The following is a 21,185-nucleotide window of genomic DNA, read 5'->3' on the forward strand; positions in this document are numbered from 1 at the left end:
TTCCGTGGTGGCGCGCGTCACCGCGCCGCGCTCAGTCGCGCTGAATCACGTCGATGGTGCCGAGCTTGTCGCCACCCACGGTGTATCCGAGCGAATCGATTGTGGTGTCGCGGGCGTCACCGGACCCGCTGGGAGCGGCGGCCGCCGGGGCGGCCAGGCCGATGACGAGCGCGCTCATCGCGGTGCCCAGCAGGCCCGCGACCGCGTACTTGGTCATGATGATGTGCCTCTTCTTTGGTTTCCTCTTGTGCCGGCTTTCGCCGATCAATTACAAAGAGGTAAACCGCGAGGTCAGGCATTTAATTCCGGTGGCAGCAACTGAACGACGGCTGGCAGTAATCGGATTCTGTAGGTTCCGCTCAAAGATGGCGGATTCCGCTCGAAAATGGCGGACGATGGCGGATCCGCCATTTTCGAGCGGATTTTCAATAGCTTAGCTAGCTAACTGGAGGTCGTCCTCTTTGAAGTTCGCCCTGTAAACGAAACCGTCACAGCAGTTGTACAGACGCTGCCGCCATCAGCGGCCCGAGGTTCTAGCTGCGTTCGCGAAGGCGGTCGGTACGCGACACGCCCACGCGGTGTTCCTGAGTTCCCCGTTATGTCAGGGTGGGAGCATCCGGTCATGACCGACAGACTGCGCGAAACCATGGAGGGGACTCTCGGCCACTTCTGGTACGACCTCGACGAGGTCTTCCAGTTGAACAAGTCGCTTGATGGCTATGTGAAGCTCGAGAACAACGGCCTGTTCGAACTTGACACATTGCGGACTCGGGAGCTCGAGAGCGAGTTCCGTACAGGCCGCAAGCGGCTGCCGCGACCCGAAGCCGTATACGGGATGACCGGAAGCACCCGCTCGATGTTCTTTGATATCGCGGGCATATCGAGGTCGAATGTCATGGGCCAGAAGGCATCCACGCAAACCATAAACACACGCGCATCCGTGTAGAGGCGAGATGTCGTCAGTACGCCCATTGGCCGCCGCAGAGTCGGATAAACGCCGGTCTGCTCGCCGGGGACGGTAGGCAGAGGATTCGTAGACTGCAACATAGCAATGGAGGATCTATATGACTGTTACTACCGAATCTATGCACCGAACCTTGCAGATTTGGCGACCAGATGGTGGAAGTGGATCAGGATTCACGATTGATCGCCATGGACGCCAATGGCTAGTGACGGCGCAGCATGTCGTTGAAGGTGTCGAGCCCGGACAGGTCAAGGTAGTAAGCCGTGAGGGCAAGTCATACGACGGACTCGAACACGTTCCGACCAATCCCGACGCTGACGTTGCGGTGTTCTCGCTCTTCCACAAACGGCTCACGTTGAACTACGAGCTAGAGCCAAGTACATCCGGTGTCGCGCTGGGACAAGACAGCTACTTCCTTGGCTTCCCCCTGGGCTGGAGTACCCAGAACGAAGGTGAGCAACTTCCTTTCGTCAAGAAAGCCGTACTCTCCGGGATGACCAAAACGACATCAGGCGTTCCGGTCTGGATGTTCGACGGCATGAATCTGCAAGGATTCTCGGGAGGCCCAATCGTGTTCAAACACAACATGACTGGAAAATGGCACGTAATGGGCGTCGTTCACGGCTATCAAACGACCCCGGTCCTCGTGCACGATCATGCTGGCAGAGCGATCGGACGTGTCAATACGAATACAGGGTTCTTCGTCGGATTCGGAATCAACCACGCTACAGATGCGATCGATGAATTCGTGAAAAAGTCTGCAGTGTCGGATCTTTAGATGGCTGACCGTGGCGACGGCGGGTCGTCTTGGCCCCTCGAGGCGGCATTCCGCTGCGGCGATGGCTTCCTCGCTGCACCTGACTGCCTTGGTCAAACATTCCAGTCGCGTACAGCCTCGCACGATATTTCGCTCACCTTGCCGGAAATGCACGAGGGATCCATAAGGCGGCCTTCCTGGCGCTATGTTCGCGAAGGCGAAGACCGCAACGTCATTCCCCATTGACCCCGAAGATGATTGGGGTTCAGTCGCAGGCGGAGCAGGTAGCCCGAGGTATGCCCATGTATTGCAGTGCGTAGTGCACTCAGAAGTCGATGCTTGCGATGACGAGTCCTTTCGGGCCGCGGCGTTACGCTTCGGCAATGAACTCGCCGAGTGGTGGGGCTTGGTTTGCGATTGGTTCGACGTGCTCACGATGCAAGACTTTGCCGGGCTGGGACGCGCACAACGCAACATCCTCGATGACTCGGTTCGAATGTGGAGTGGAGATCCCGACGGGCGCCGGCGAGCTGGGGTCAACTACCAGGTGATGAGTGGTGGCCTGAATTGGGTTGAAGTTCTTGACCACTCACGCATCCAAGCTGCTATGGACCTTGCGGCGAGCAATTCGTCACCCCATGAAGAGTGGCTATTCATCAGGGACGCACGATCGCTCTTGAACGCGCGGGAGTACAGGAGGGCAGTGATCGATGCGTGCACCGCAGCAGAGCTCTCGGTTACAGCGCTCATCGACCGGAAATTTGACCTCGCAGGAACCAGCCAAGTCGACCGCGAGGACCAGTTCTCAAACCATCACGGTCTCGCGAAACTTGTCGAACTCCACAACAGTTTTAAATCCGGGAAACTACCCAAGCGACTATTCCAGGAGGTGGGTGCTCCGCGGAACAAAGCTGCACATGCTGGAGCTTTGTCCAGTGAGCAAGAAGCCACGGCCGCGCTAGTGAAGGCTGCCGAAGTCGTGAACATGGCGTACCCGCTCGCGGCGGTCGCACCTCGAATTGCTGCGCTGCGTTCCTCGCCGCAGTTCGGCTTACTGCCGCGAGTAGGCCAGTCGCTTGTTCTGACGACAGGAAATGCGCTCTCACTGAGCTTGGAAGCTCGACGGCGTGAGCGACCCCCACCCAAACAACCTCCCGTATTGAATAGCGTCCGAACTACCCCACGATGTCGGTGGAGACGCTGGCGCCGGTGACAGCGGTGAATCGGTGCCTACGGACGGTTGTCGGCCGTCCCGAAATCTTTAACGGAATTGGTCTCCGCACCGTCGGGTTGAGTGCGAGTGCGCGGCCAGCCAGCTCGTTGAACTAAGCCTCGACCGTCAACGTCGGGTATCGGCCGGGCCGAGTTCGTGGCGGCGCGAAACACCAGGCCGCCCAGAACGCGACACGCTCTAACTGTCGGGGCCACCTGCGATAATTGGTCATCGGTACCGCTTATCGACCGTTTGGGTGAGTGGACTCCGTACCTGGACGGAAGCCAATCTGGTGATATGCGTCACATCATTGCCGCTTTGGACTGTTGAAGCCCCTTCTAGGTAGACCCGCCGGACCGGTGCGGGGTGCACATGGAGGAGAACAGCAAGGTGATTGACGATCAGGAAGCTGAAGACGCCGCCCCCGACGACGCAGCGCACTTCGACCGAACGGCGTTGACCAACGCCGTCACCGCCGGCGTGCAATCTGCGATGACCGTCGGGGGCAGTCCATTGACCGATCTAGTGACCGCCCAGGTCCAGCGCGCGGCCGCGGATGCCCTGGGCGATGTCGGTGGTGTGTTCGGTGGACATGTTGGTGGGGTCGCTGATCAGCTTCGCGAGGCGGCGATGGGTGGGATCGGCCAGCGGTGGAGCGACATGGTTGGTTTACACGGCGTGGACCACTTGCCCGGGATGCGGTCTGTGATGGACGCGGCGCTGGCCGGCACGCAACGGTGGGATTTTGGTGGACATGTTGGTGGGGTCGCTGATCAGCTTCGCGAGGCGGCGATGGGTGGGATCGGCCAGCGGTGGAGCGACATGGTTGGTTTACACGGCGTGGACCACTTGCCCGGGATGCGGTCTGTGATGGACGCGGCGCTGGCCGGCACGCAACGGTGGGATTTTGGTGGACATGTTGGTGGGGTCGCTGATCAGCTTCGTGAAGCGGCGATGGGTGGGATCGGCCAGCAGTGGAGCGACATGGTTGGTTTACACGGCGTGGACCACTTGCCCGGGATGCGGTCTGTGATGGACGCGGCGCTGGCCGGCACGCAACGGTGGGATTTTGGTGGACATGTTGGTGGGGTCGCTGATCAGCTTCGTGAAGCGGCGATGGGTGGGATCGGCCAGCAGTGGAGCGACATGGTCGGTCTGGGCGGCTTGGCCAGCGTGGTCGGGGAGCGGGCCGGTGACCTGGTTGGTCTGCGCGGCTTGGCCAGCGTGGTCGGGGAGCGGGCCGGTGACCTGGTTGGTCTGCGCGGCCTGGCCAGCATGGTTGGCGAGCGGAGCTTTGTTTCGCCGCTCGAGCAGCTCAGGGGTGTGGGGTCGCCAGGTCTGGCGCTGGGTGCGCAGGCGGCCATGGGTGGGATCGGCCAGCGGTGGAGCGACATGGTCGGTTTACACGGCGTGGACCACTTGCTCGGGATGCGGTCTGTCATGGACGCGGCGCTGGCCGGCACGCAACGGTGGGATGTCGGTGGCGTGTTCGGTGGACATGTTGGCGGGGTCGCCGATCAGCTTCGCGGAGCGGCCATGGGCTCATACGGCTCGCACCTCGACGAGGTAATGCGCCGCAGCCAGCGTTCCATCCACGATTTTATGTACGGGTCGTCGCGGTTCCCGGATCCGATGTCGTGGATGAACGATGCTCTGCGCGCGCCAGCGGAGTCCATCACGGAGATGATGCGGTCGTTGTGGCCGCTTGCTGATCGGGGGATGCGCGCCGCGCAGTTGGCGCTGCGGACCGCGCTGAATGTCGTTCGCATGCTGGAACGCAACGACCCGCGTGCTCGCGAAGCTGTGCGGAGATTCCTGCTCGACTGGCTCGACTTCCAGCACGTGTCGTGGGATTTGGTGTGCTCGGCCACCTTGGTACTGATGAACGTCGGCTCGTGGTTGCCCGACGGCCTGTTGTCGCTGACCTTCGATCCTCGTTCGCGCCTGCGGGCGCTCACCTTGAAGGAGCATCGGGCAGTCACCCGGTTGAGCACGGATCCCGACCTCAGCTTCCGGGGTAAGCCGCTGTTGTCCCTCGATCAGCCGGTTGCCGCGTCCGACTCCGACGGCGCGCCAACTGTGCTACGGGACCTGGCTGCTGATCGAGCTGCACCGGATCCGGCCGCCGTAGAGGAGGAGATCACCGATCCGCGGATTCTGCGGGTGTGGTGGAAGTTCACTGACCGCGAGCGCGAGATCCTGCGCGAGAAGAGTCAGCCCAGAGTCACATGGCCGGCGGCAGCGATCGCCTGCGGTGGCACCGCAGGCGAAGGTGATCGACTCCGACGTAAGGCTCGCCGCCTAGCCCGAGCCGAGGAGTCGACGGACGCGCCCACTGGCACGATACGAGCGAGCTGACGGTGGATGGCTTCATCCGCCCGGCACAGCGGGCTGTTCACGATGCGTACGAACGCACCAAAGGGCCAGTGGCGTACCTCGACGAGTCCTATCAGGCGCCGGCTGATGGCTCCCATCAAGGCTCGTTCTACCTGTTCACCGCGGTTCTTGTGGCGGTGAAGGATATGGCTACGCTGCGGTCGGGGCTTGACGAGATCGCCGACTGCGACTACTGGCACACGAGCGAAGCATTGAAGACCGACGACGGGCGGGCGTTGACGCGTCAGATGCTCGATTACCTAGCCGAGGGTATCGAGCCCTGTGTCATCACACACCGCGTCACCGTCGACGCGGATGACTCCGACGCTGAGGAGGCACGCAAGCAGTGCTACCAGGCGCTCACCGTCGCACTTACGACCGGCCGAACCGGCGCTTGGGACCCGGTCGATCTCCTCATCCTGGAAGAGCGCAACCAGCGCAACTTCAAAAATAAGGACCAGGCCAACCATAAGGAGCTGGTCTCGACCAAGTTGGTGCCCCGGCAGACGCGGCTTCTGCAAACCTCGCCGTCGTGCGAGCACTTGCTCTGGCTTCCCGACCTCGCGGCATCGGCGTACCGACGCACGATCACGCATCAGGACCGCAGCCTCTTCCAGATCATCAAGGATCAGTCGCATTTCGTAGCGCTGACCTGATGCGGTCCCGATCGTGCGACCCTGGGAAAAGAAGCAACCCCCGGCTGCCGTAGCTACACCGGGGGCCAGACCGACTGTCGAGGCGTAACGCCCGGAGGGCCGGTTCCTTGCTTACAGTCAGGCTAACACCAATTCAGGCGCGAAACATCCCCGAACACAGTCCCACGTCAGGAAGTCGCAATCCGCGTGGCGTCACATGACGAAACCTAGACCGGGCGGGGAACCCTTCCGTGTGATGAGGATCACGTGTCGTGGATGATGTTTTTCAGCCGATTTCCACCGGGAAAGGGGGGAGGTCCGCGACAGCGGCTTCCAACCTTCTACCGAATGGAGGCCCGTGAAGGCCCTCATCAGCTGCGGTTATTGCCGCCACCCTGGAATTCACGTCAGGATCGTCCCGTCAGGTGTCGGTCCGTCGAGCTTCTGCGTCGACTGTGCCGATTGCCGAGCCCAGGTCGAGAAGCGTCAGCAGAACCGTTGGTACAGCTGGCCGTGATCTCGGGCTCGGTCTCCGTCGGTGGCCACAAAGGGATGCTGACGTGCGCCGTCTCCGGCCTGTTTGAAGAGACTCCGGGCTCTGGATCTACATGGTGACGGCCAAGTTCCCCGTTTTGGCGACATTCCGGAACGAGGTGGTGCCACTCTGAGTGGGTAGGTGTAATGCTCGCGGAGCTTGTGGTGTCGGTTGGTGTGGATGTCGACGTCTCTTCCGCGGTGATCGCTTTTCGACCCGCGGCGGGGGAAGAGCGGTGTCTGCCGGCGGGTCGTGCGCCTGTGGCGGCGTTGTTGGCGGCGAGTCCGTGGCGGACGTTTCGGTGGTATTTCGGTCAGCGGCACTACTCGGGGACGTATTGGTCGTCGAGGGTTGGTGATCATGTCATCTATGAGTCGCGGCTGGAGTTGTCGTGTCTGATCCGTGCAGACTTCGACCCTGATGTACGCGCGATGGTTGCTCAGCCGTTCTTGTTGAGCGCTGACGTCGGAGGTCGGCTCCGCCGGCACATTCCGGACTATCTGTGGGACACCGTCGATGGCCCGGTGGTCGTGGATGTGGTGCGTCGGGAGCGCCTGGCTCACCCGGATATCGAGACGTTGTGTGCGTGGACCAATGAAGTGGTCGGCCGGCTGGGCTGGGGTTACCAGGTGGTGTCGGAGTCGGAACCGGTTGAGTTTGCGAACATCCGCTTTCTCGCGGGCTATCGGCGTGACTGGTTGGTGCCTTCTGCGTTGAGCGATGCGATGCGGGCGGCGATACCCGCATTGACTGGGGGCTCGATTGCGCGCGCTGCAAGTAACTTTCAGGATTTCCCTCGGCCCATTCGTCACGCCGCGCTCTTTAACTTGCTTTGGCGCCACGAACTGCGCGCCGACCTTGGTGACCCGCTGAGCCCGTCGACGGTATTGGAGGAGCCATGAAGCCCGCAACGGCGGACGTCCGGATTGGCACCCGCTTCCTCTATGACGGCGAGATTGTGGAAGTGGTCGAGTTGCATTGTCGACCAGGTGATGTGGTGCTGGCGACCAAGGATCTCCGCAGCGGAGTCTTTCGGCGAATCGCCTTAAGCGAAGTCATGTTTTCGGATGATGTCCGTTTGCTCGACGACGGACTGAAACCGGAACTCCCCGATGCTGGTGTGCCTGTCGCCACGATCTGGGGTGCTGCATCGGAGTCTGATAGGTGTCGAGCCCGTGATCGCGCGGCCCACGTGAGGGAAGTGCTTACTGGGTACCGTTCGGGCAGTGCCCGGACCGCTTCGGCGGCCGAGCCGCGTGCCGCATATGGGTCGAATGTGTCACGTACTGAACGTATCTCTGCGAAAGCGCGCGAACTGCATATCGGATTCCGCACGGTCGAGCGGTGGGTCGCGGACTATCTCCGCGATGGCGAGGCTGGTCTGCTCTCCGGTCATGCGGCCCGAATCGCTGCGGAAGCAACTCGTTTCGCGGTCTTTGAGCGTATTGCGCTAGACATCATGATCGAACATACGGACTCGTCGCGCCCCAGTAAACAGCACATCATCGCCCAGGCGAGAGCACGCATCACCGCTACCTACGGCCGGGGGTGTGTTCCGTTGCCTGAACGTACGCGTGCGTATGAGATCCTCGAAACCCTTGAGCTGCGCCATCCGATCTTTCATCATTCGTCAAAACGGAACCGGGACATCGCTGCTCGGCCGATCCAGGCTTACGGCATGCTGCATCCGGCGCGGCCGGGGGAGTACGTGTTGATGGATACTACGCGCCTGGATGTGTTCGCGATGGACCCGCAGACGTTGCGCTGGACGAGTGTGGAGTTGACGGTCGCGATGGACTGGTATTCGCGATGTATCACTGGATTACGGCTGACCCCCGGGTCGGCGAAAGCCTTCGATGCCGCCACTGTGCTCTATCAGTGTCTGCGGCCTGCTCCGGCAGGGCGGGACTGGCCGACTGAGGCGGTGTGGCCGCCGCACGGGATTCCGAAATCGGTTTTGATCGACGTCGAGGCGTTGGACGCTGGCGGTGTATTCGCCGCGTCACCAGCGATCGTGCCCGAGACCGTTGTGGTTGATCACGGCAGGATTTACGTGGGGGAGGCGCTGACCAGTGCGTGCCGGCAAGCGGGGATCTCGATCCAGCCGGCGAGGATTCGGACGGGTCGGGACAAGGGTCCAGTGGAGCGGTTCTTCCGCACGGTTCGGGAGGGGTTCTTGCAGGAGCTGCCCGGTTATAAGGGTCCTGATGTGTATTCCCGCGGGCTCTCCCCAGAGTCGGAGGCCTACTTCTTCCTCGACGAGCTGGAAGCACTGTTGCGGGAGTGGGTGGCGTGCGTTTATCACCGGCGGCCACACGATGGGATAGGCGAGCCGGGGTTGTGGTCGTTGGGTATGTCGCCGGCGCAGATGTTCGAGCACGGGATTGCTCGGGCTGGCTATCTGCAGGTGCCCCGCGATCCTGACCTCGCGTACCGCTTCCTGCCGGTGGTGTGGCGCACCATCCAGCACTATGGCGTGGAAGTTAACGGCCGGGTCTATCGGGGCAGCGTGCTCGTCGACTATGTCAGCAGGAAGAGCCCCTTCACCGAGCAGAAGGGTAAGTGGCCGTTTCAGGTCAATCCCGATGACATCCGCCAGATCTTTTTCTTCGATCTCCACCACACCCGGACGTGGCATCCGCTGCTGTGGACACACGCATCCCTGTTGACGGCACCGATGAATGAGGACGGCTTGGCGTTCGCGCGCCGGCTCGCCCAAGCCAGGCACCCCGTGTTCGACGACAAATTGGCCCTGGCGGAGTTGTTGGAACGACGCAATCTGAGCCCGGGCCGGTCCCCGGCGGAACGTCGCGCTGCGCTGCGGGTGTGTCGCGAACAGTCCTCTTTGGAAACCGATTTGGCTGCTGCGATAAGTGTCAGCGCGCTTCCGACCGCACAGCGGGTCCTGGCCGGCATCGATCCAGCCCAGGCAGCCGCTGAGGAGGCCGCATCCATCGTCGACGATCTCGATGATGTCCCGTTCGCTGTCACCGATGGCGTGTACGATGACACCCTGGAGGACCTGTGAGTGCGAAGGCTGCGGCGCCGCCACCGGTGTCCCACCTGGACAACCTCACCTTGGCGCGTAAAGAAGGTTGGGGTGACTTCGTGCACGCACGTCCGCGTGTACGCCCGGAATTGCTGTCCAAGAGTCAGATTCGTGGGCTGGGGGAGGGCGGCGCTGATGAGTACAACCGGCGCCGCATGGAGTGGCACAACAATCTCGGCCCGTTCAAGACCCCGATGCTTGCCTCGGTACACGAAGCGTTGTGGGACATCGTGGATTGCAACGAACAAGACGGCCAGCACGCCAAAGGCTCCGTCGCTATCGACGGCTACCCAGGTCTTGGAAAAAGTTGTGCCGTAGAAGAATTCGCCAAGAAATATCACCAGCGTGAGGTCGCCCGCTACGGTGATTTCACCCGCGCCGGCGATGAACGGTGGCCGGTCTGCCGGGTGGGGTTGCGCGGCAACACCAGCATGAAAGACTTCAACACCGCCCTATGCGATTTCTACGCACACCCGGGCCGGCGGCGCGCGACCACGACACAACTAGGGAAATGGGCGCTGGACTGCGTGCTGAGCTGTGAGACCCGGCTGTTGATCGTCGATGACGTGCACTTCCTGCACTGGCAACAGCACGGCGGAATCGAGATCAGCAACCACTTCAAGTACATTGCCAACGATTTCCCCGTCACCCTGCTACTCATTGGCGTTGGGCTGGGCGAGCGCGGGATTCTGATGGAAGGCCCGGCCTACGAAGACGCTGTCCTCGCCCAAACGCTGCGCCGCACCACCACGCTGGACATGCGACCGTACGCGGTGAACACCGATCGGGCACGGCGCCAGTGGCGCACCCTGTTGAGCACCGTGGAAGAACGATTGATCCTGGCCAACAAGCGCCCCGGGATGCTCACCGACGGTGAGATGCTCGACTACCTGTTCATCCGCAGCACCGGTCACATCGGTTCACTGATGGAACTCATCCGACGCGGCTGCGCCCGAGCAATCCGCACCGGCACCGAATCATTAACGCGCACAGTGTTGGACTCGTTCCGCATCGACAGTGCTGCCGAGCGCGCTCGGGCCGAGCTGGAGATCGCGTTTCGCGCTCGCCGCCTCAGCGTGCAACCGAAGACAGCCCGCGCCGGGGTGTCGTGAGCCGGTCCATGATCGAAGCTCGAACGCCCAATGGCCGATCACTGTTATCGGATCTCGAGGCCCTGTCCCGGCGCCAATCGGACGCCGATCGTGAGGGGCCGCGTTCGTTTCCGCTGCGCAGTGAGCCGCTGCGCGGTGAGTCGCTGTATTCCTGGCTGCAAGCGTACGCCGTGCGGCTCGGTGTATCGGTCGGTGACTTGTATTGGCAGATGGGGCTTGAACATCGGAGCGACGCCGGCAGACGCCTGAATGCCCAGGAATTGAGTCCCGAGGACGTTGCGGTGATCAGCGCTGCCACCGGCTACCCAGCCGTCGACATCCAGGCATTGACCTTCGTGCACTACGCGCTCACCACCGCTGAAATCTTCGGGCCACCGGCTCGGTTGACCACGCTAGCCCGATGGCATCGCGTCGCGGGATCCCAATTCTGCCCGCACTGTCTCGCTGCCAGCGGGGGCAGATGGAAGCTGCAGTGGCTGCTGATCTGGACATTCGCCTGCACCCAACACCATTGTCTACTCGCCGATCGCTGCCCGACCTGCGGTCACCGCCAAGGAACGCGGCCATTGATCGGGCCCAGGCCACCACACCCGACTCAGTGCGACGGCCCGGTTCCCGGTCGAGGCAAACGCGGCGCCCGCTGTGGCACTGATCTGGAACAGGCCACCGTCGTGGGGCTGGACCCTGGCCATCCCGCACTGGCCGCGCAGGCTACCCTGTCCGCCCTCCTGGACCGCGGCGTCTCCACCTGGGGTACCTACCGCCGCCACCCGCGGCCCATGGCAGACGTCCTGGCCGATATCCGCATCCTCGGCCGCAACATCCTCTGCGCCGTGCCAGATAAACACCTCGACCGGTTCGTACCGGCCGATCTCGTCACCGAATACCGCCGAGCACGGCGCCACCGCGGGATAGACGATCACGAACACCCCGTCAGCGCACCCCAGTGGTCCACCGGGCCGCCCATCATCAGAGCCGTGGCCATCTCCGCTGCGTTGCAGGTCTTGGGATCGCCCGATCTTCACGCCGCTGCCGCGCCCCTGGCCGCGCTTCCCGGCGACGTCGACCGCTACGACCTACACCGGACATCCCTGTCCGACGACCCCGGCACCCAAACGGCAAGTCCGGTCCTGCAAGCGATTCAGCTGATCGCCGCCGAAGCGCAACTCAGCCCGGTCGATCAACTCCACTATCGGCTGGGAACCCCATTCCCGCAGCGGCCGCGCAACGACGACGCCCGGCGCCACCGACTACAGAGGTGCACGCCGTCGCTGCTGTGGCCCAGCTGGGCGTTGAGACTGTGCCCGTCGTCGTTGTATCAACCGTCCGCGCGCACCGCGCTGTCGGTCGCTCTTCTGCTGGTGTCGACCACTGTCGACGTCGACCAGGCCGCAGCGATGTTGGGCAATGCAGTAACGCCGTCCAATGTCGTCTTCGTGCTGTGGCGTCTCAAAGCATCAGGATGCTGGGAGGACATCCGAACCGCGCTCATTCGACTCTCCGATTACCTGGACCGCGACGGCGCACCGATCGATTACGACCGCCGCCGCCGGCTCGATTACACCGGCCTGCTGCCTGAGGCGCAGTGGAAGACGTTGTGCCGCAGCATCCGGATGCAGCCGCAAGGGCTATCTACGGCGCGCCGTTATCTGCGTGAGCAAGTGAGTGGGGTACCTGAGGCTGCCGCGGATGATTACCGCGCCCACACCATCGGCGTACGTCTGTCCGAGTTTCCTCGGCGGCTCACTCCCGCACTGTCCCAGGGCCTGCACACCTGTGCAGTGAACTTCCTTGCTGCACAGGGCATCCATGACGAGCCCGTCGCGTGGGAGCCGACAATAGACCTGGCAGAAACACTCGACCTGCCCGGATGGCGTATTGGCGATATCGATGTCACGGAGCTGCACCGGTTGGTCCGCACTCAACGACTGCGGTTACCGACTATTGTGCGACGCCTTGACGTGAACACTGGTCTCGTCCGCTATGCGCTCGAGCGGTGTCCTGCACCACCTCGAGTGCCGAGACCGCGGACACCGCGCGTCGGCGCCCCGCGACCGGGCCGCGCCTATCAGCGCGCCGTGGAAGCGCTGCCCGCGGACCGTCTGCGCGAGCTCTACCTCGATGAGCGAAAGAGCCTGCGCAGCATTGGCGCCGTGGCGGGCGTCAGCGACTCCACGGTGAGGAAGCTTGCCAGGGACTACGGCATCACCATGCGCAAGCCGGGCGAAAAATTAGGCCACTCAGTGGATCCCGGCTGGCTCTACACCGAATACATCACCAAACACCGGTCCATGAATGACATCAGCCACGAACTGCACATGAACCCGGTAGCGCTAGCCGCCATCGCTACTCAACAGGGCATCCCGGTGCGCACCGTCGGCCGCCACACGCGAGCCGAGCTCGCCGCCGATCACACCATTCCCGCCATCTTGATTCCCGCTCTGATCGGACACGGCGGCTGGGAGCGACTGCAGCGCTTCGCAGTGATCGCACAGCACCACCGTTTCGCCGACGCAGCCCACGCGCTGGGAACAACGGTTCCTACGGTCGCCGGCACCGTCCAACGGCTGGAACGCGACTTCAGACACGATCTTGTGCTCCGATCGCCGGTACGAGTCACCCGCTACGGTCGCCGGGTATTGGATGCGGTCACCGAACTCGCACACCGCGGCGGCCCCTAAACACCTGCCGCACCACTCACCTCGGAGCTCTGCCGTTGCAGCAGTGCCCACTGTTCGCGCTGCGATGAACCAACGCCGATGCGCGAACCGTTGCTGGCACTACTAGTGATACCCACTCAGTTATGCACTACTAGTAATACACTGGCCTTAGCGTGGCGCGCTGCATAAAGCGGCGCGCTGCATCGCTTCGGCGACCAGCCCCTGCCTGAGAATGGGCGGCCGCGCGGTTACTCGTGCGAAGGAATCGTTGGTGCCAGATCAGGATTCGCCGCATTCAGCCACGACCACTCCCGTCCGGACGCTGCCGCTGCGTGTGCAGCCGGTCGCGGGGGAGTCCCTCGAATCGTGGGTGGACGCCCTGGCCAGCCGCCACGGCGTGACGGTCATCGACATGATCCAGTTCCTGAACATCGACCCTCGCGCGACGAGGGGAGCGGCGTGGGCCGAGGCCGAAGCTGACCATCTCGCACCAGCCGCCGGGGTGGCAATCGACACGATCCGAGCCATGACATGGCAACACCTGAATACAACCAGCACAACAACACCCGACGGCGTCTCACTGCCAGTGCGCACCTTTGCTCAACCCTTCTCCCGGTTCTGCCCACACTGCCTGAGCAGCACTGGCGGCCGCTGGAAACTGAGCTGGCGACTACGCGCCGCCATTGCCTGTTCGATGCACGGATGTCTACTCGCAGAGGTGTGTCCACGCTGTCGCAGGCCCCAGCGTCGACACCCCGCCTACCGCAACTGCGTTCCCCATCTCGGACACTGCCCCAACCGCGTCCACCGCGGACACGACAACCAGCCCTGCGACTACGACCTACGCCACACCGCCGTGAAGTACCTGCCCCGCAACCACGCACTCCTCATCGCCCAGCGCCGCCTCGACGCAATGATCGGACCACCGCAATCACACCTGCCGATCTATGGAGCCGATCGCCCACCGGCCGCAGCGATCCTGTACGACATTGGCTTCCTCGCCGCCCTGCTCGTGGCGGCCGCGCCCACGCAGACCCTGTTGGCGTATTTGGACAGGTGCTGGTCGAAACCCCCCGGGGGTCCTACAGCAGCCTCGTCGTCAACACCCCGCGGCATGCTGGGATTGGCCTCAGCCGTCGCCGTCCTGTCATCGCCCAACGGCGACCATGCGGCCGCGTCCTTGCAACAGATCTGCGGCGGCGCACTCGTTGTCGCGTCGCGGCACTTCGGAGAAGCCAGACGCTCTCGGCTGACCCCCATCGTGCAGGCCCTCACCGCGCCGATCCGCATGGTCGGCACCACGCACAGACATGCCCCGGCTACGGCGTACAGGCCGGCGCACGCCGCTGAGGATGTCGCTGCGCGCACCGCCGACCGGCCACCACCGTCCGCACCTGACGATCGATGATGTATCACTAGTAGGGCTGACTTGGATGGGCGGCGCCGACACGCTGATCGATGTGCCGACCCGCCCCAGTCAAAACGACCCCGATCGGGTCGCACAATGGGAATACTGGCGCGAAATCGTCGGCGCCAACATTCGTAAGCAACGCCTCAAGGCGGGTATCAGTCAAGAGGAACTGGCGTTGCGTTCCGGAGTCACCCGCAACGTCCTCATCGATGTCGAACACGGCCGACGAGGCCTGCTCTACGAGCGGCTCTTTGACCTCGCCGACGCACTGGATATTCCCGTCAGCAGGCTCCTCGCGGACCGCCGATAACTCCGAAAAGCCATGGAGTCCGCGACATTCGCGGTGGTTCGGACGTTGCCGGGACTCGCTCATCGAGTCGGTTAGTCATGGCAGCCGTGGGACGAATTCGATGCGGCCGCTGCAGAAGCCACCTGGGGTGCACATTGCGCGATAGCACTACTAGTAGTACCCTGAGTTAGGCCCGGGAGTGGCCTCACCAAAGAGTCGGCATCTGGGCGACAAGCCGGCCGCGCAGGACGCGGTAACAGCCGCGAGGAGACGCCCCGAAATGCCCTCCCGGACCACACCCCGTATCGCACGACTCGGCGGAACTCGCGGCGCACTTCAGCGCGGCCGATCATAGAGACTATGGCGATGTCCCCTCCCCACCGGTCCCGACAGGTGGCTTCGCAACCCGAAGCGCTTGGCGAAGACGTGCTGGATGCCAGGTACGCAGAGCTGGCAGGTGAGCACAACAGCGAAGTCGCTAACCCCGCGAGACGGGCGGGCCGGGCCGCGGGAGCGGATGAGAAAAATGCCGGGAGAGATAGCCGTGCAACCGAACTCGGACCTGTGGCTGATGCGCAAGCGGGCGCAGACGAAACATCGACGGAGAACTGGACGGCCGAGACTGACCTGCGCAATGAACTTCGTGCCGCAGATGCAGACTTCGCAGCGGGCAACACCATCAGCGGCGAGGAGCTGCGGCGCCGCTACGGACTGCCGTGATCGGCCCCCTCGCAACGCTCACAGCGCCCGCCGTCGAGATTGGACATTGCCTAGGCCGTTTAGCTATCAGGAGGTGACGCCAAGTGATGTCGCCTGGTTCTTCGACGGCGGCTGGGGCTATCGAGGGTGGCCACATCTGGCGTCCATCGGGGCACACGAAGCCCTTGGTAACCAGGCGGGTTCACTTCGTGTGTCTGGCTAAACTCCGTTGCCATGACGCCTGAGGGCATGATCGCGTGGTTGATGGACTCCGGTCCGGCGCTGCTTTGGCAGGTCGAACGCGACATTCTGGGCGAAGCACCCCAGGTCTGGGAAGCGACACGTGCAAAGGTTGCTACCGAGGGTTGGGGCTTGCGTCTGCTTGAGCTCCAGGATCCGGACGGGCAGTGGGCTGGTGGCGCATTTTTTCCTGCGGACTATGACTTTGACGGCCCTGAGCATGTGGAGGGCAGCCAGCCGTGGACGGCAACGACCTGGACACTCAATCTGCTGCGGGAGTGGGGTCTGGATCCTGCTGTCCTACGGGAGCGCCGCACCGTCGAGTTGCTTGCTGAAAACAGCCGTTGGGAGTACGAGGACTTGCCCGACTGGAGCGGGGAGGTGGACTGCTGCATCACCGCCTGGACGGTCGCCAACGGAGTATGGCTCGGCGCCGACATTACCGGCATCATCGACTGGTTCTGCGAGCATCAGTTGCCTGACGGCGGCTGGAACTGCGAGTGGGAACAGGGCTCCACACGGTCGTCGTTCCATTCGACCCTGAACACGTTGAAAGGCCTGCTCGCCTTCGACGCCGCGACTGGCGGCGCCGACGCGACCCGCGCAGCCCGGTATGCCGGTGAGGAATACCTGCTGCAGCGCAACCTCTTTCGTCGCCTGACAACCGGCGACCAGGTCGGCCCCTGGGTTGACCGGCTCGCCTACCCCTACCGCTGGACCTACAGTGTCCTGAACGCCGCGGACTACTTCCGCCAAGCCGGCCACCTCGACAACATGAAACCCGATCCTCGCATGGCCGAAGCGATCGCAATGATCCGCGCGACACGACAACCCGACGGCACCTGGCTGCAGGCTGGCCGCCAGCCCGGACGAGTGTGGTCGAGATCGACGCACCTGCTGGACGGCCATCGAAATGGCTGACGCTGATCGGAACGAGAGTGCTGACCTGGTGGGATTCAGAACTTGGCTGACCAGATGCAGGCGAGAGGCCGTTGTCGATAGCGCCACCGTACGGGGATGCGCTATCTCGATTTTTCCTAACGTTCCAGCCCACATAGTTCGTTCAACTGCAAGAATCTGTCACGCGCGCTGTTCGCGGCGCTTGGGATCGTGGAGCTCGACAGCAATGAGGTGTCGTCCTGCCGAGGCGACAGGAACGATCGATGAGGCCTGCGGGCCGGTGCACGGAGGACACTAGGCTCCATGAAGTTCCACGTACCACCGAACGATCAACGATGGTTCTGGACGGCGGCGTGGCAGAGGCGTGAAGGTGAGGTGGACGCTCGCGTCGCCGCCGATGAAGTCGACGTCCATATTGACGGTGACGCGTTTCTGGATCATCTCGACCGTCTAAATGCTGACTACAATGGCCAACCTGAAATGCCCAGCTCTGGGCATTGAGCAGCGATTTGCAGAGTGCGGTCATCGCGCTGGCCCTACCGTTGTCATACGTTGACACCATCGCCGGCAGCGACCCTAGGCTCGAAAACCGATGACACCACGATCAACACGGGTCACGCGCGCCGTTGGCCTGTTAGTGGCAGCGGCCGGGCAGCCTGTTGGCTTCGAACTTCACGACGACGGCGGGACCTTGAGCGCCGCAGCGTCAGGCTTACCTCGGCGTCGAGCCGATCCAGTTGCGCCACAAAGGATTCGCCGGAGTCGTAAACAGTGACACATCCAGCCGCAACGTGTTCATCGACTTCCTCTTCGCGTTGCTGCCAGCGATCCTGCCAGAATTTCCCGGACAGTGTGCGTCACCTTGCGGTTGCGACCGCGTCGGCGAGCGTCACACGTAGGAACCGTCGATGAAGGATTCGGCCGCGCGACGAACCTCCTGGTAGCCCTCCTTAGCGAGCAGGTCGATAGGGCGCTCGCCGCTGAGGAGGCGATTCTTCGCGTGCAGCCACTGGCCGACGCCTCGAGCGGTAAGGGAGTCTGAAAGCAGCAGGACGAGGTCACGGAGCTGCGCGAGCCGGTCGTACCGGTCAGGGCGTATGTCACCGGTTCGCCAGCCGCGCACAGCACGGTCAGAGACCTGCGTGGCGGCAGCGATATCGAGCTGAGTGACGCCAAACGGCTTCAGCGCATCGACGATCTCGGTGGCTTCGACCGCCCGGTCCAATGTGGCTGCCATAAGACTCTCTAAACTTCCGGTTTTGATTCCGGTCATGCTACCGGTGTATCAGTCGTCGGCGGCAACCGGCTGGTACCGAGCAGTGCGGTCTTCCCGCCCGGCTGACAGGGTGGACAGTTATCGGCTCATAGATGGCACTCCGGGGTCTGGGCTGACGCAGTGGTGGGATTGGCTGCGGGCCCGGTCACCCGCACGGACCATGTCCCATCGCAGTGAGTATCCGATGCGCAGCGCTTAGCAGAAGGCCACCGCCCTGGACGTGTTCGGCGAGGTCTTCGGCGATGGCGACGTCCTTACCGAGCAAGTCAGCGATAAAACGCACGCGGGCTGATGGTGGCCGAAGGTCGCCAAGCAGGCCGGCATACATTTGCACCGCATAACTGCGTCCGCTGGCGTGCGGCAGGATGCCCATCAAAGCCGCCCCATCCACGCCCAACGCGCCCGCGAACTCCGCGGTTTCGTGGGCCAGGCCCAGCGTGGCGGTCAACAGCAGGTTGTTGAGGAGTTTGGCCAGCTGACCGGCGCCCAGCGCCCCGACGTGCACGACGGGATCACCGAACGCGGACAGCACAGGGGCAATCGTTTGGTAGATGTCGTGGTCGCCGCCCACCATCACGAGTAGCTGCCCGGCGCGGGCGGCTTGGCCGCCGCCGCTGACCGGCGCGTCCAGCAGGTGAGCATGATGTTCGCTGAAACGCGTGCCGAGTTGGCGGCAGATGACCGGATGCACGGTGCTGTGGATCAGCACCGTTGTTCCCGGGGTGATCCCGGCCAGCAGTCCCTTCGGGCCCAGCGCCACCTCGATCACATCATCGTCATCGCGGACGCAAATGCCGATGACGTCGGCCAGTTCGGCGACTTCAGCCGCGCTGGAGGCGATCCGTGCAATGCCCTCGAAGGGCTCAACTGAAACGGGCCGGCGAGCCCACAACACGGTGTCATGCCCGGCGTCGATCAACGCCCGAGCCATCGGCGCTCCTTGGCTTCCGAGGCCGATGAATCCGAGAGTCGGCGGCGCCCCGGTCATCGAGCGCCTCGCGTGGCGATCGAGGCACTCAGACAAGCGATGGCGTCGACGACGGGGCGTCTCATGTCGGAGGTATCCATTCGGGACTATAGGAAGGTGCGTTCAAGGCGCCGAACGAACAGGCTGGGCAGTCACCCGCATGGCATCCTGTGGTGAACCTGTCTGCTGACCCGGGGAAAATGTGGGAAGGCGAACCAACAGCGCGGCGGGGCGATGGCCTCATCGCCCCCGCGGCGCGCGGGGGCCGATGCGGTCTCCGTCGACCGTTCGGCGCGGACCGAGGTGTCATCGGATGGTCACGCCGGCGTCGACCTTGAACTGCAGACCGGTGACGTATCGCGCTTCGTCGGACACTAGGTACAGCACCGCATTACTCACATCAATAGCCTCGACCATTGGTACGGGCAGCGCATTCCCGAACAGAGGACCGAGGTCCGAACGGTCTTCGACAATTAGCTTAAGCATGGATGGTGGCGCCATCCCGGTCCAGACCCCCGTCGGGTGGACGGTGTTGACGCGGATGTTTTGAGCGGCAAGCTCGTTCGCGAGCGCCACGCTCATGCCGACGATGCCTTGCTTGGACGCAGTGTAAGGAATGTGCAGCGGGCTACCCTTGATCCCGGCTGCGGAGCTGATGTTGATCAAGCTGCCGCCGCCTTGCTCAAGCAGGTGCGGTATTGCTGCCGCGCATGTGTTCCATGTCCCAATGAGGTTGGTGTCGGTCACTAATCGCCACTGCTCTGCTGTTGTGGTGTTCCACGTGCCGGCGGTCAGCACGCCGGCATTGGCGACGGCGGCATCCAATCCGCCCAATTCGTCGGCGGCGGCAGTGACAGCTGATGCCAAGGCCTCGGCGTTCCGAACGTCGACGACCGCGGTGATCGTCTTGCCGCCGTGCTTGGCGACCAGGTCCGCGGTTTCCTGAAGCTCATCCTCGGTAGCCAATTCGTACTCCAGCCCAGCGGGAGTCGCGCAGATGTCGACGAGGATGACGTCTGCGCCTTCTTCGGCCAGCCGCAGTGCGTGACTGCGGCCCATGCCGCGCGCAGCCCCGGTGATCAACACTCGCTTTCCGGCCACTCGGCCGGTTGACGCGTTTCTCATAGGTCAAAGCTTGTTGCAGAAGCCGGCGTCGACGGGGAAGGTGACGCCGGTGATGTACTTCGCCTCATCGGAGGCCAGAAAGGCGATGGCTGCACTGACGTCCTCGGGTTCTATCATGTCGATGGGCATTGGATTCTGTAGGTGCACACCACCTTCTGGGTAGTGCTCCAGGAATTCGGTCATCGCCGGATTGACCGCCATTATGGTTCGCACTGCGGTGGGGTGCACGGTGTTGACCCGAATGTTGAGGGGCGCCAACGCATTTGCCAGGGTGCGCATCAGTCCGACGATTCCGTGCTTCGCCGCAGCGTATCCGAGTCCGCCGCCCTGCAGGCCGCCGAAGCCCTTCAATCCCGCGGTCGAGCTGGTGAACACGATCGATCCACCCCGTTGGCCTGCGACGAGATGCGGTATCACCGCCGAAGCGGTGTGGTAGGTGCCGTCCAGGATTACCCCGGTCGCGGCGCGCCACTGTTCGAGTTCCTCCTCGATAGTCAGTTGGCGGAAGGCGACTGGCGCAATGCCGGCATTCGCGCACACGATGTCGAGCCGACCGAAGTGCGCTACGCTGGCGTCCACTGCGGCCTTGACCTGGTGGAAATCGCGAACATCGGCCACGCTCGCGACGATCTTGGCGCCTTCGCGCTCGACTAATTCGACGGTTTCGGCAAGCTCGTCGCGGGATGCCATCGGATAGTGGTTGGCCGGGATGTCGGCACAGATGTCGATACCGATGATGTTGGCACCCTCCTGGGCCAAACGCACCGCGTGACTGCGGCCCTGGCCGCGGGCCACCCCAGTGATGAATGCAACGCGTCCCTCGAGTCGTCCTGGCATGTGCAATCTCTCCGTATGTCGACTCTCGCCGAGTCCCTCAATGTCTGCTGCTGCGATTCGGTGACGCGGGCGCGGGTCGCGATGACTCACCTCTCATCTGGCCGACTGAATATTAAGGTACAAGACTTAATCCGTCTAGT

18 protein-coding genes are annotated in these 21,185 nt (G+C 63.1%); 13 read left to right on the forward strand and 5 right to left on the reverse strand.

Going from position 1 to position 21,185, the window contains the following annotated elements; all coding sequences use genetic code 11:
• Nucleotides 1–31: 31 nt before the first annotated feature.
• Nucleotides 32–217: a hypothetical protein gene (locus D3H54_RS05905; RefSeq protein ID WP_115321859.1), complete on the reverse strand. Its 186-nt coding sequence runs from the start codon at nt 215–217 to the stop codon at nt 32–34.
• A 405-nt stretch (nt 218–622) separates the two neighbouring features.
• Here D3H54_RS05905 and D3H54_RS05910 point away from each other — a divergent pair, with 405 nt between their 5' ends.
• The 13 genes from D3H54_RS05910 (at nt 623) to D3H54_RS05970 (ending at nt 17,341) form a co-directional block, all read left to right on the forward strand.
• Nucleotides 623–946 carry a hypothetical protein gene (locus tag D3H54_RS05910; protein ID WP_149378268.1) on the forward strand — a complete coding sequence of 108 codons (324 nt, stop codon included), beginning with the start codon at nt 623–625 and terminating at the stop codon, nt 944–946.
• 118 nt (nt 947–1,064) lie between these two features.
• Nucleotides 1,065–1,742, forward strand: coding sequence for a S1 family peptidase (locus D3H54_RS05915; RefSeq protein WP_149378269.1), 678 nt, complete (start codon nt 1,065–1,067; stop codon nt 1,740–1,742).
• 1,582 nt (nt 1,743–3,324) lie between these two features.
• Nucleotides 3,325–5,292, forward strand: coding sequence for a hypothetical protein (locus D3H54_RS05920; protein ID WP_149378270.1), 1,968 nt, complete (start codon nt 3,325–3,327; stop codon nt 5,290–5,292).
• A gap of 2 nt (nt 5,293–5,294) precedes the next feature.
• Nucleotides 5,295–5,966, forward strand: coding sequence for a hypothetical protein (locus tag D3H54_RS05925; protein WP_149378271.1), 672 nt, complete (start codon nt 5,295–5,297; stop codon nt 5,964–5,966).
• Between the two features lie 690 nt (nt 5,967–6,656).
• The gene (locus D3H54_RS05930) at nt 6,657–7,382 is read left to right on the forward strand and encodes a TnsA-like heteromeric transposase endonuclease subunit (RefSeq protein ID WP_286199123.1); all 726 of its coding nucleotides are present in this window, start codon (nt 6,657–6,659) and stop codon (nt 7,380–7,382) included.
• Entirely contained in the window at nt 7,379–9,508 is a 2,130-nt protein-coding gene (locus tag D3H54_RS05935) for a TnsB C-terminal domain-containing protein (RefSeq protein ID WP_149378272.1), read from the forward strand. The genes D3H54_RS05930 and D3H54_RS05935 overlap by 4 nt, the downstream gene beginning before the upstream one ends.
• A complete protein-coding gene (locus D3H54_RS05940) occupies nt 9,505–10,641 on the forward strand; it encodes an ATP-binding protein (protein WP_149378273.1) in 1,137 nt (378 codons plus the stop codon). The genes D3H54_RS05935 and D3H54_RS05940 overlap by 4 nt, the downstream gene beginning before the upstream one ends.
• Nucleotides 10,642–10,649: 8 nt before the next feature.
• The gene (locus D3H54_RS05945) at nt 10,650–13,322 is read left to right on the forward strand and encodes a TniQ family protein (protein WP_149378274.1); all 2,673 of its coding nucleotides are present in this window, start codon (nt 10,650–10,652) and stop codon (nt 13,320–13,322) included.
• A gap of 250 nt (nt 13,323–13,572) precedes the next feature.
• Entirely contained in the window at nt 13,573–14,709 is a 1,137-nt protein-coding gene (locus D3H54_RS05950) for a TniQ family protein (protein ID WP_168214786.1), read from the forward strand.
• Nucleotides 14,710–14,761: 52 nt separating this feature from the next.
• Complete coding sequence (locus D3H54_RS05955) at nt 14,762–15,022, forward strand: helix-turn-helix domain-containing protein (RefSeq protein ID WP_149383363.1); 261 nt, start codon at nt 14,762–14,764, stop codon at nt 15,020–15,022.
• Nucleotides 15,023–15,394: 372 nt separating this feature from the next.
• Complete coding sequence (locus D3H54_RS31665) at nt 15,395–15,721, forward strand: hypothetical protein (protein ID WP_286199124.1); 327 nt, start codon at nt 15,395–15,397, stop codon at nt 15,719–15,721.
• A gap of 213 nt (nt 15,722–15,934) precedes the next feature.
• Nucleotides 15,935–16,861, forward strand: coding sequence for a prenyltransferase/squalene oxidase repeat-containing protein (locus D3H54_RS05965; protein ID WP_286199125.1), 927 nt, complete (start codon nt 15,935–15,937; stop codon nt 16,859–16,861).
• A gap of 282 nt (nt 16,862–17,143) precedes the next feature.
• Nucleotides 17,144–17,341 carry a hypothetical protein gene (locus D3H54_RS05970; RefSeq protein WP_149378276.1) on the forward strand — a complete coding sequence of 66 codons (198 nt, stop codon included), beginning with the start codon at nt 17,144–17,146 and terminating at the stop codon, nt 17,339–17,341.
• 388 nt (nt 17,342–17,729) lie between these two features.
• Here D3H54_RS05970 and D3H54_RS05980 read toward each other — a convergent pair whose 3' ends face one another.
• The 4 genes from D3H54_RS05980 to D3H54_RS05995 all read right to left on the reverse strand — a co-directional run bounded on the left by D3H54_RS05980 (nt 17,730) and on the right by D3H54_RS05995 (nt 21,045).
• On the reverse strand, nt 17,730–18,077 hold the full coding sequence (locus D3H54_RS05980; protein WP_149383364.1) for an antitoxin Xre/MbcA/ParS toxin-binding domain-containing protein: 348 nt from the start codon (nt 18,075–18,077) through the stop codon (nt 17,730–17,732).
• A gap of 184 nt (nt 18,078–18,261) precedes the next feature.
• Nucleotides 18,262–19,104 (reverse strand): NAD(P)-dependent oxidoreductase, encoded by an 843-nt coding sequence (locus D3H54_RS05985; protein ID WP_149378277.1) that lies wholly within the window; start codon nt 19,102–19,104, stop codon nt 18,262–18,264.
• 285 nt (nt 19,105–19,389) lie between these two features.
• Nucleotides 19,390–20,208 carry a mycofactocin-coupled SDR family oxidoreductase gene (locus D3H54_RS05990; RefSeq protein WP_149378278.1) on the reverse strand — a complete coding sequence of 273 codons (819 nt, stop codon included), beginning with the start codon at nt 20,206–20,208 and terminating at the stop codon, nt 19,390–19,392.
• Between the two features lie 3 nt (nt 20,209–20,211).
• The gene (locus tag D3H54_RS05995) at nt 20,212–21,045 is read right to left on the reverse strand and encodes a mycofactocin-coupled SDR family oxidoreductase (RefSeq protein ID WP_149378279.1); all 834 of its coding nucleotides are present in this window, start codon (nt 21,043–21,045) and stop codon (nt 20,212–20,214) included.
• Nucleotides 21,046–21,185 lie beyond the last annotated feature (140 nt).

Origin of the sequence: Mycobacterium sp. ELW1 (genome assembly GCF_008329905.1) — a bacterium.
Taxonomy (GTDB): domain Bacteria; phylum Actinomycetota; class Actinomycetes; order Mycobacteriales; family Mycobacteriaceae; genus Mycobacterium.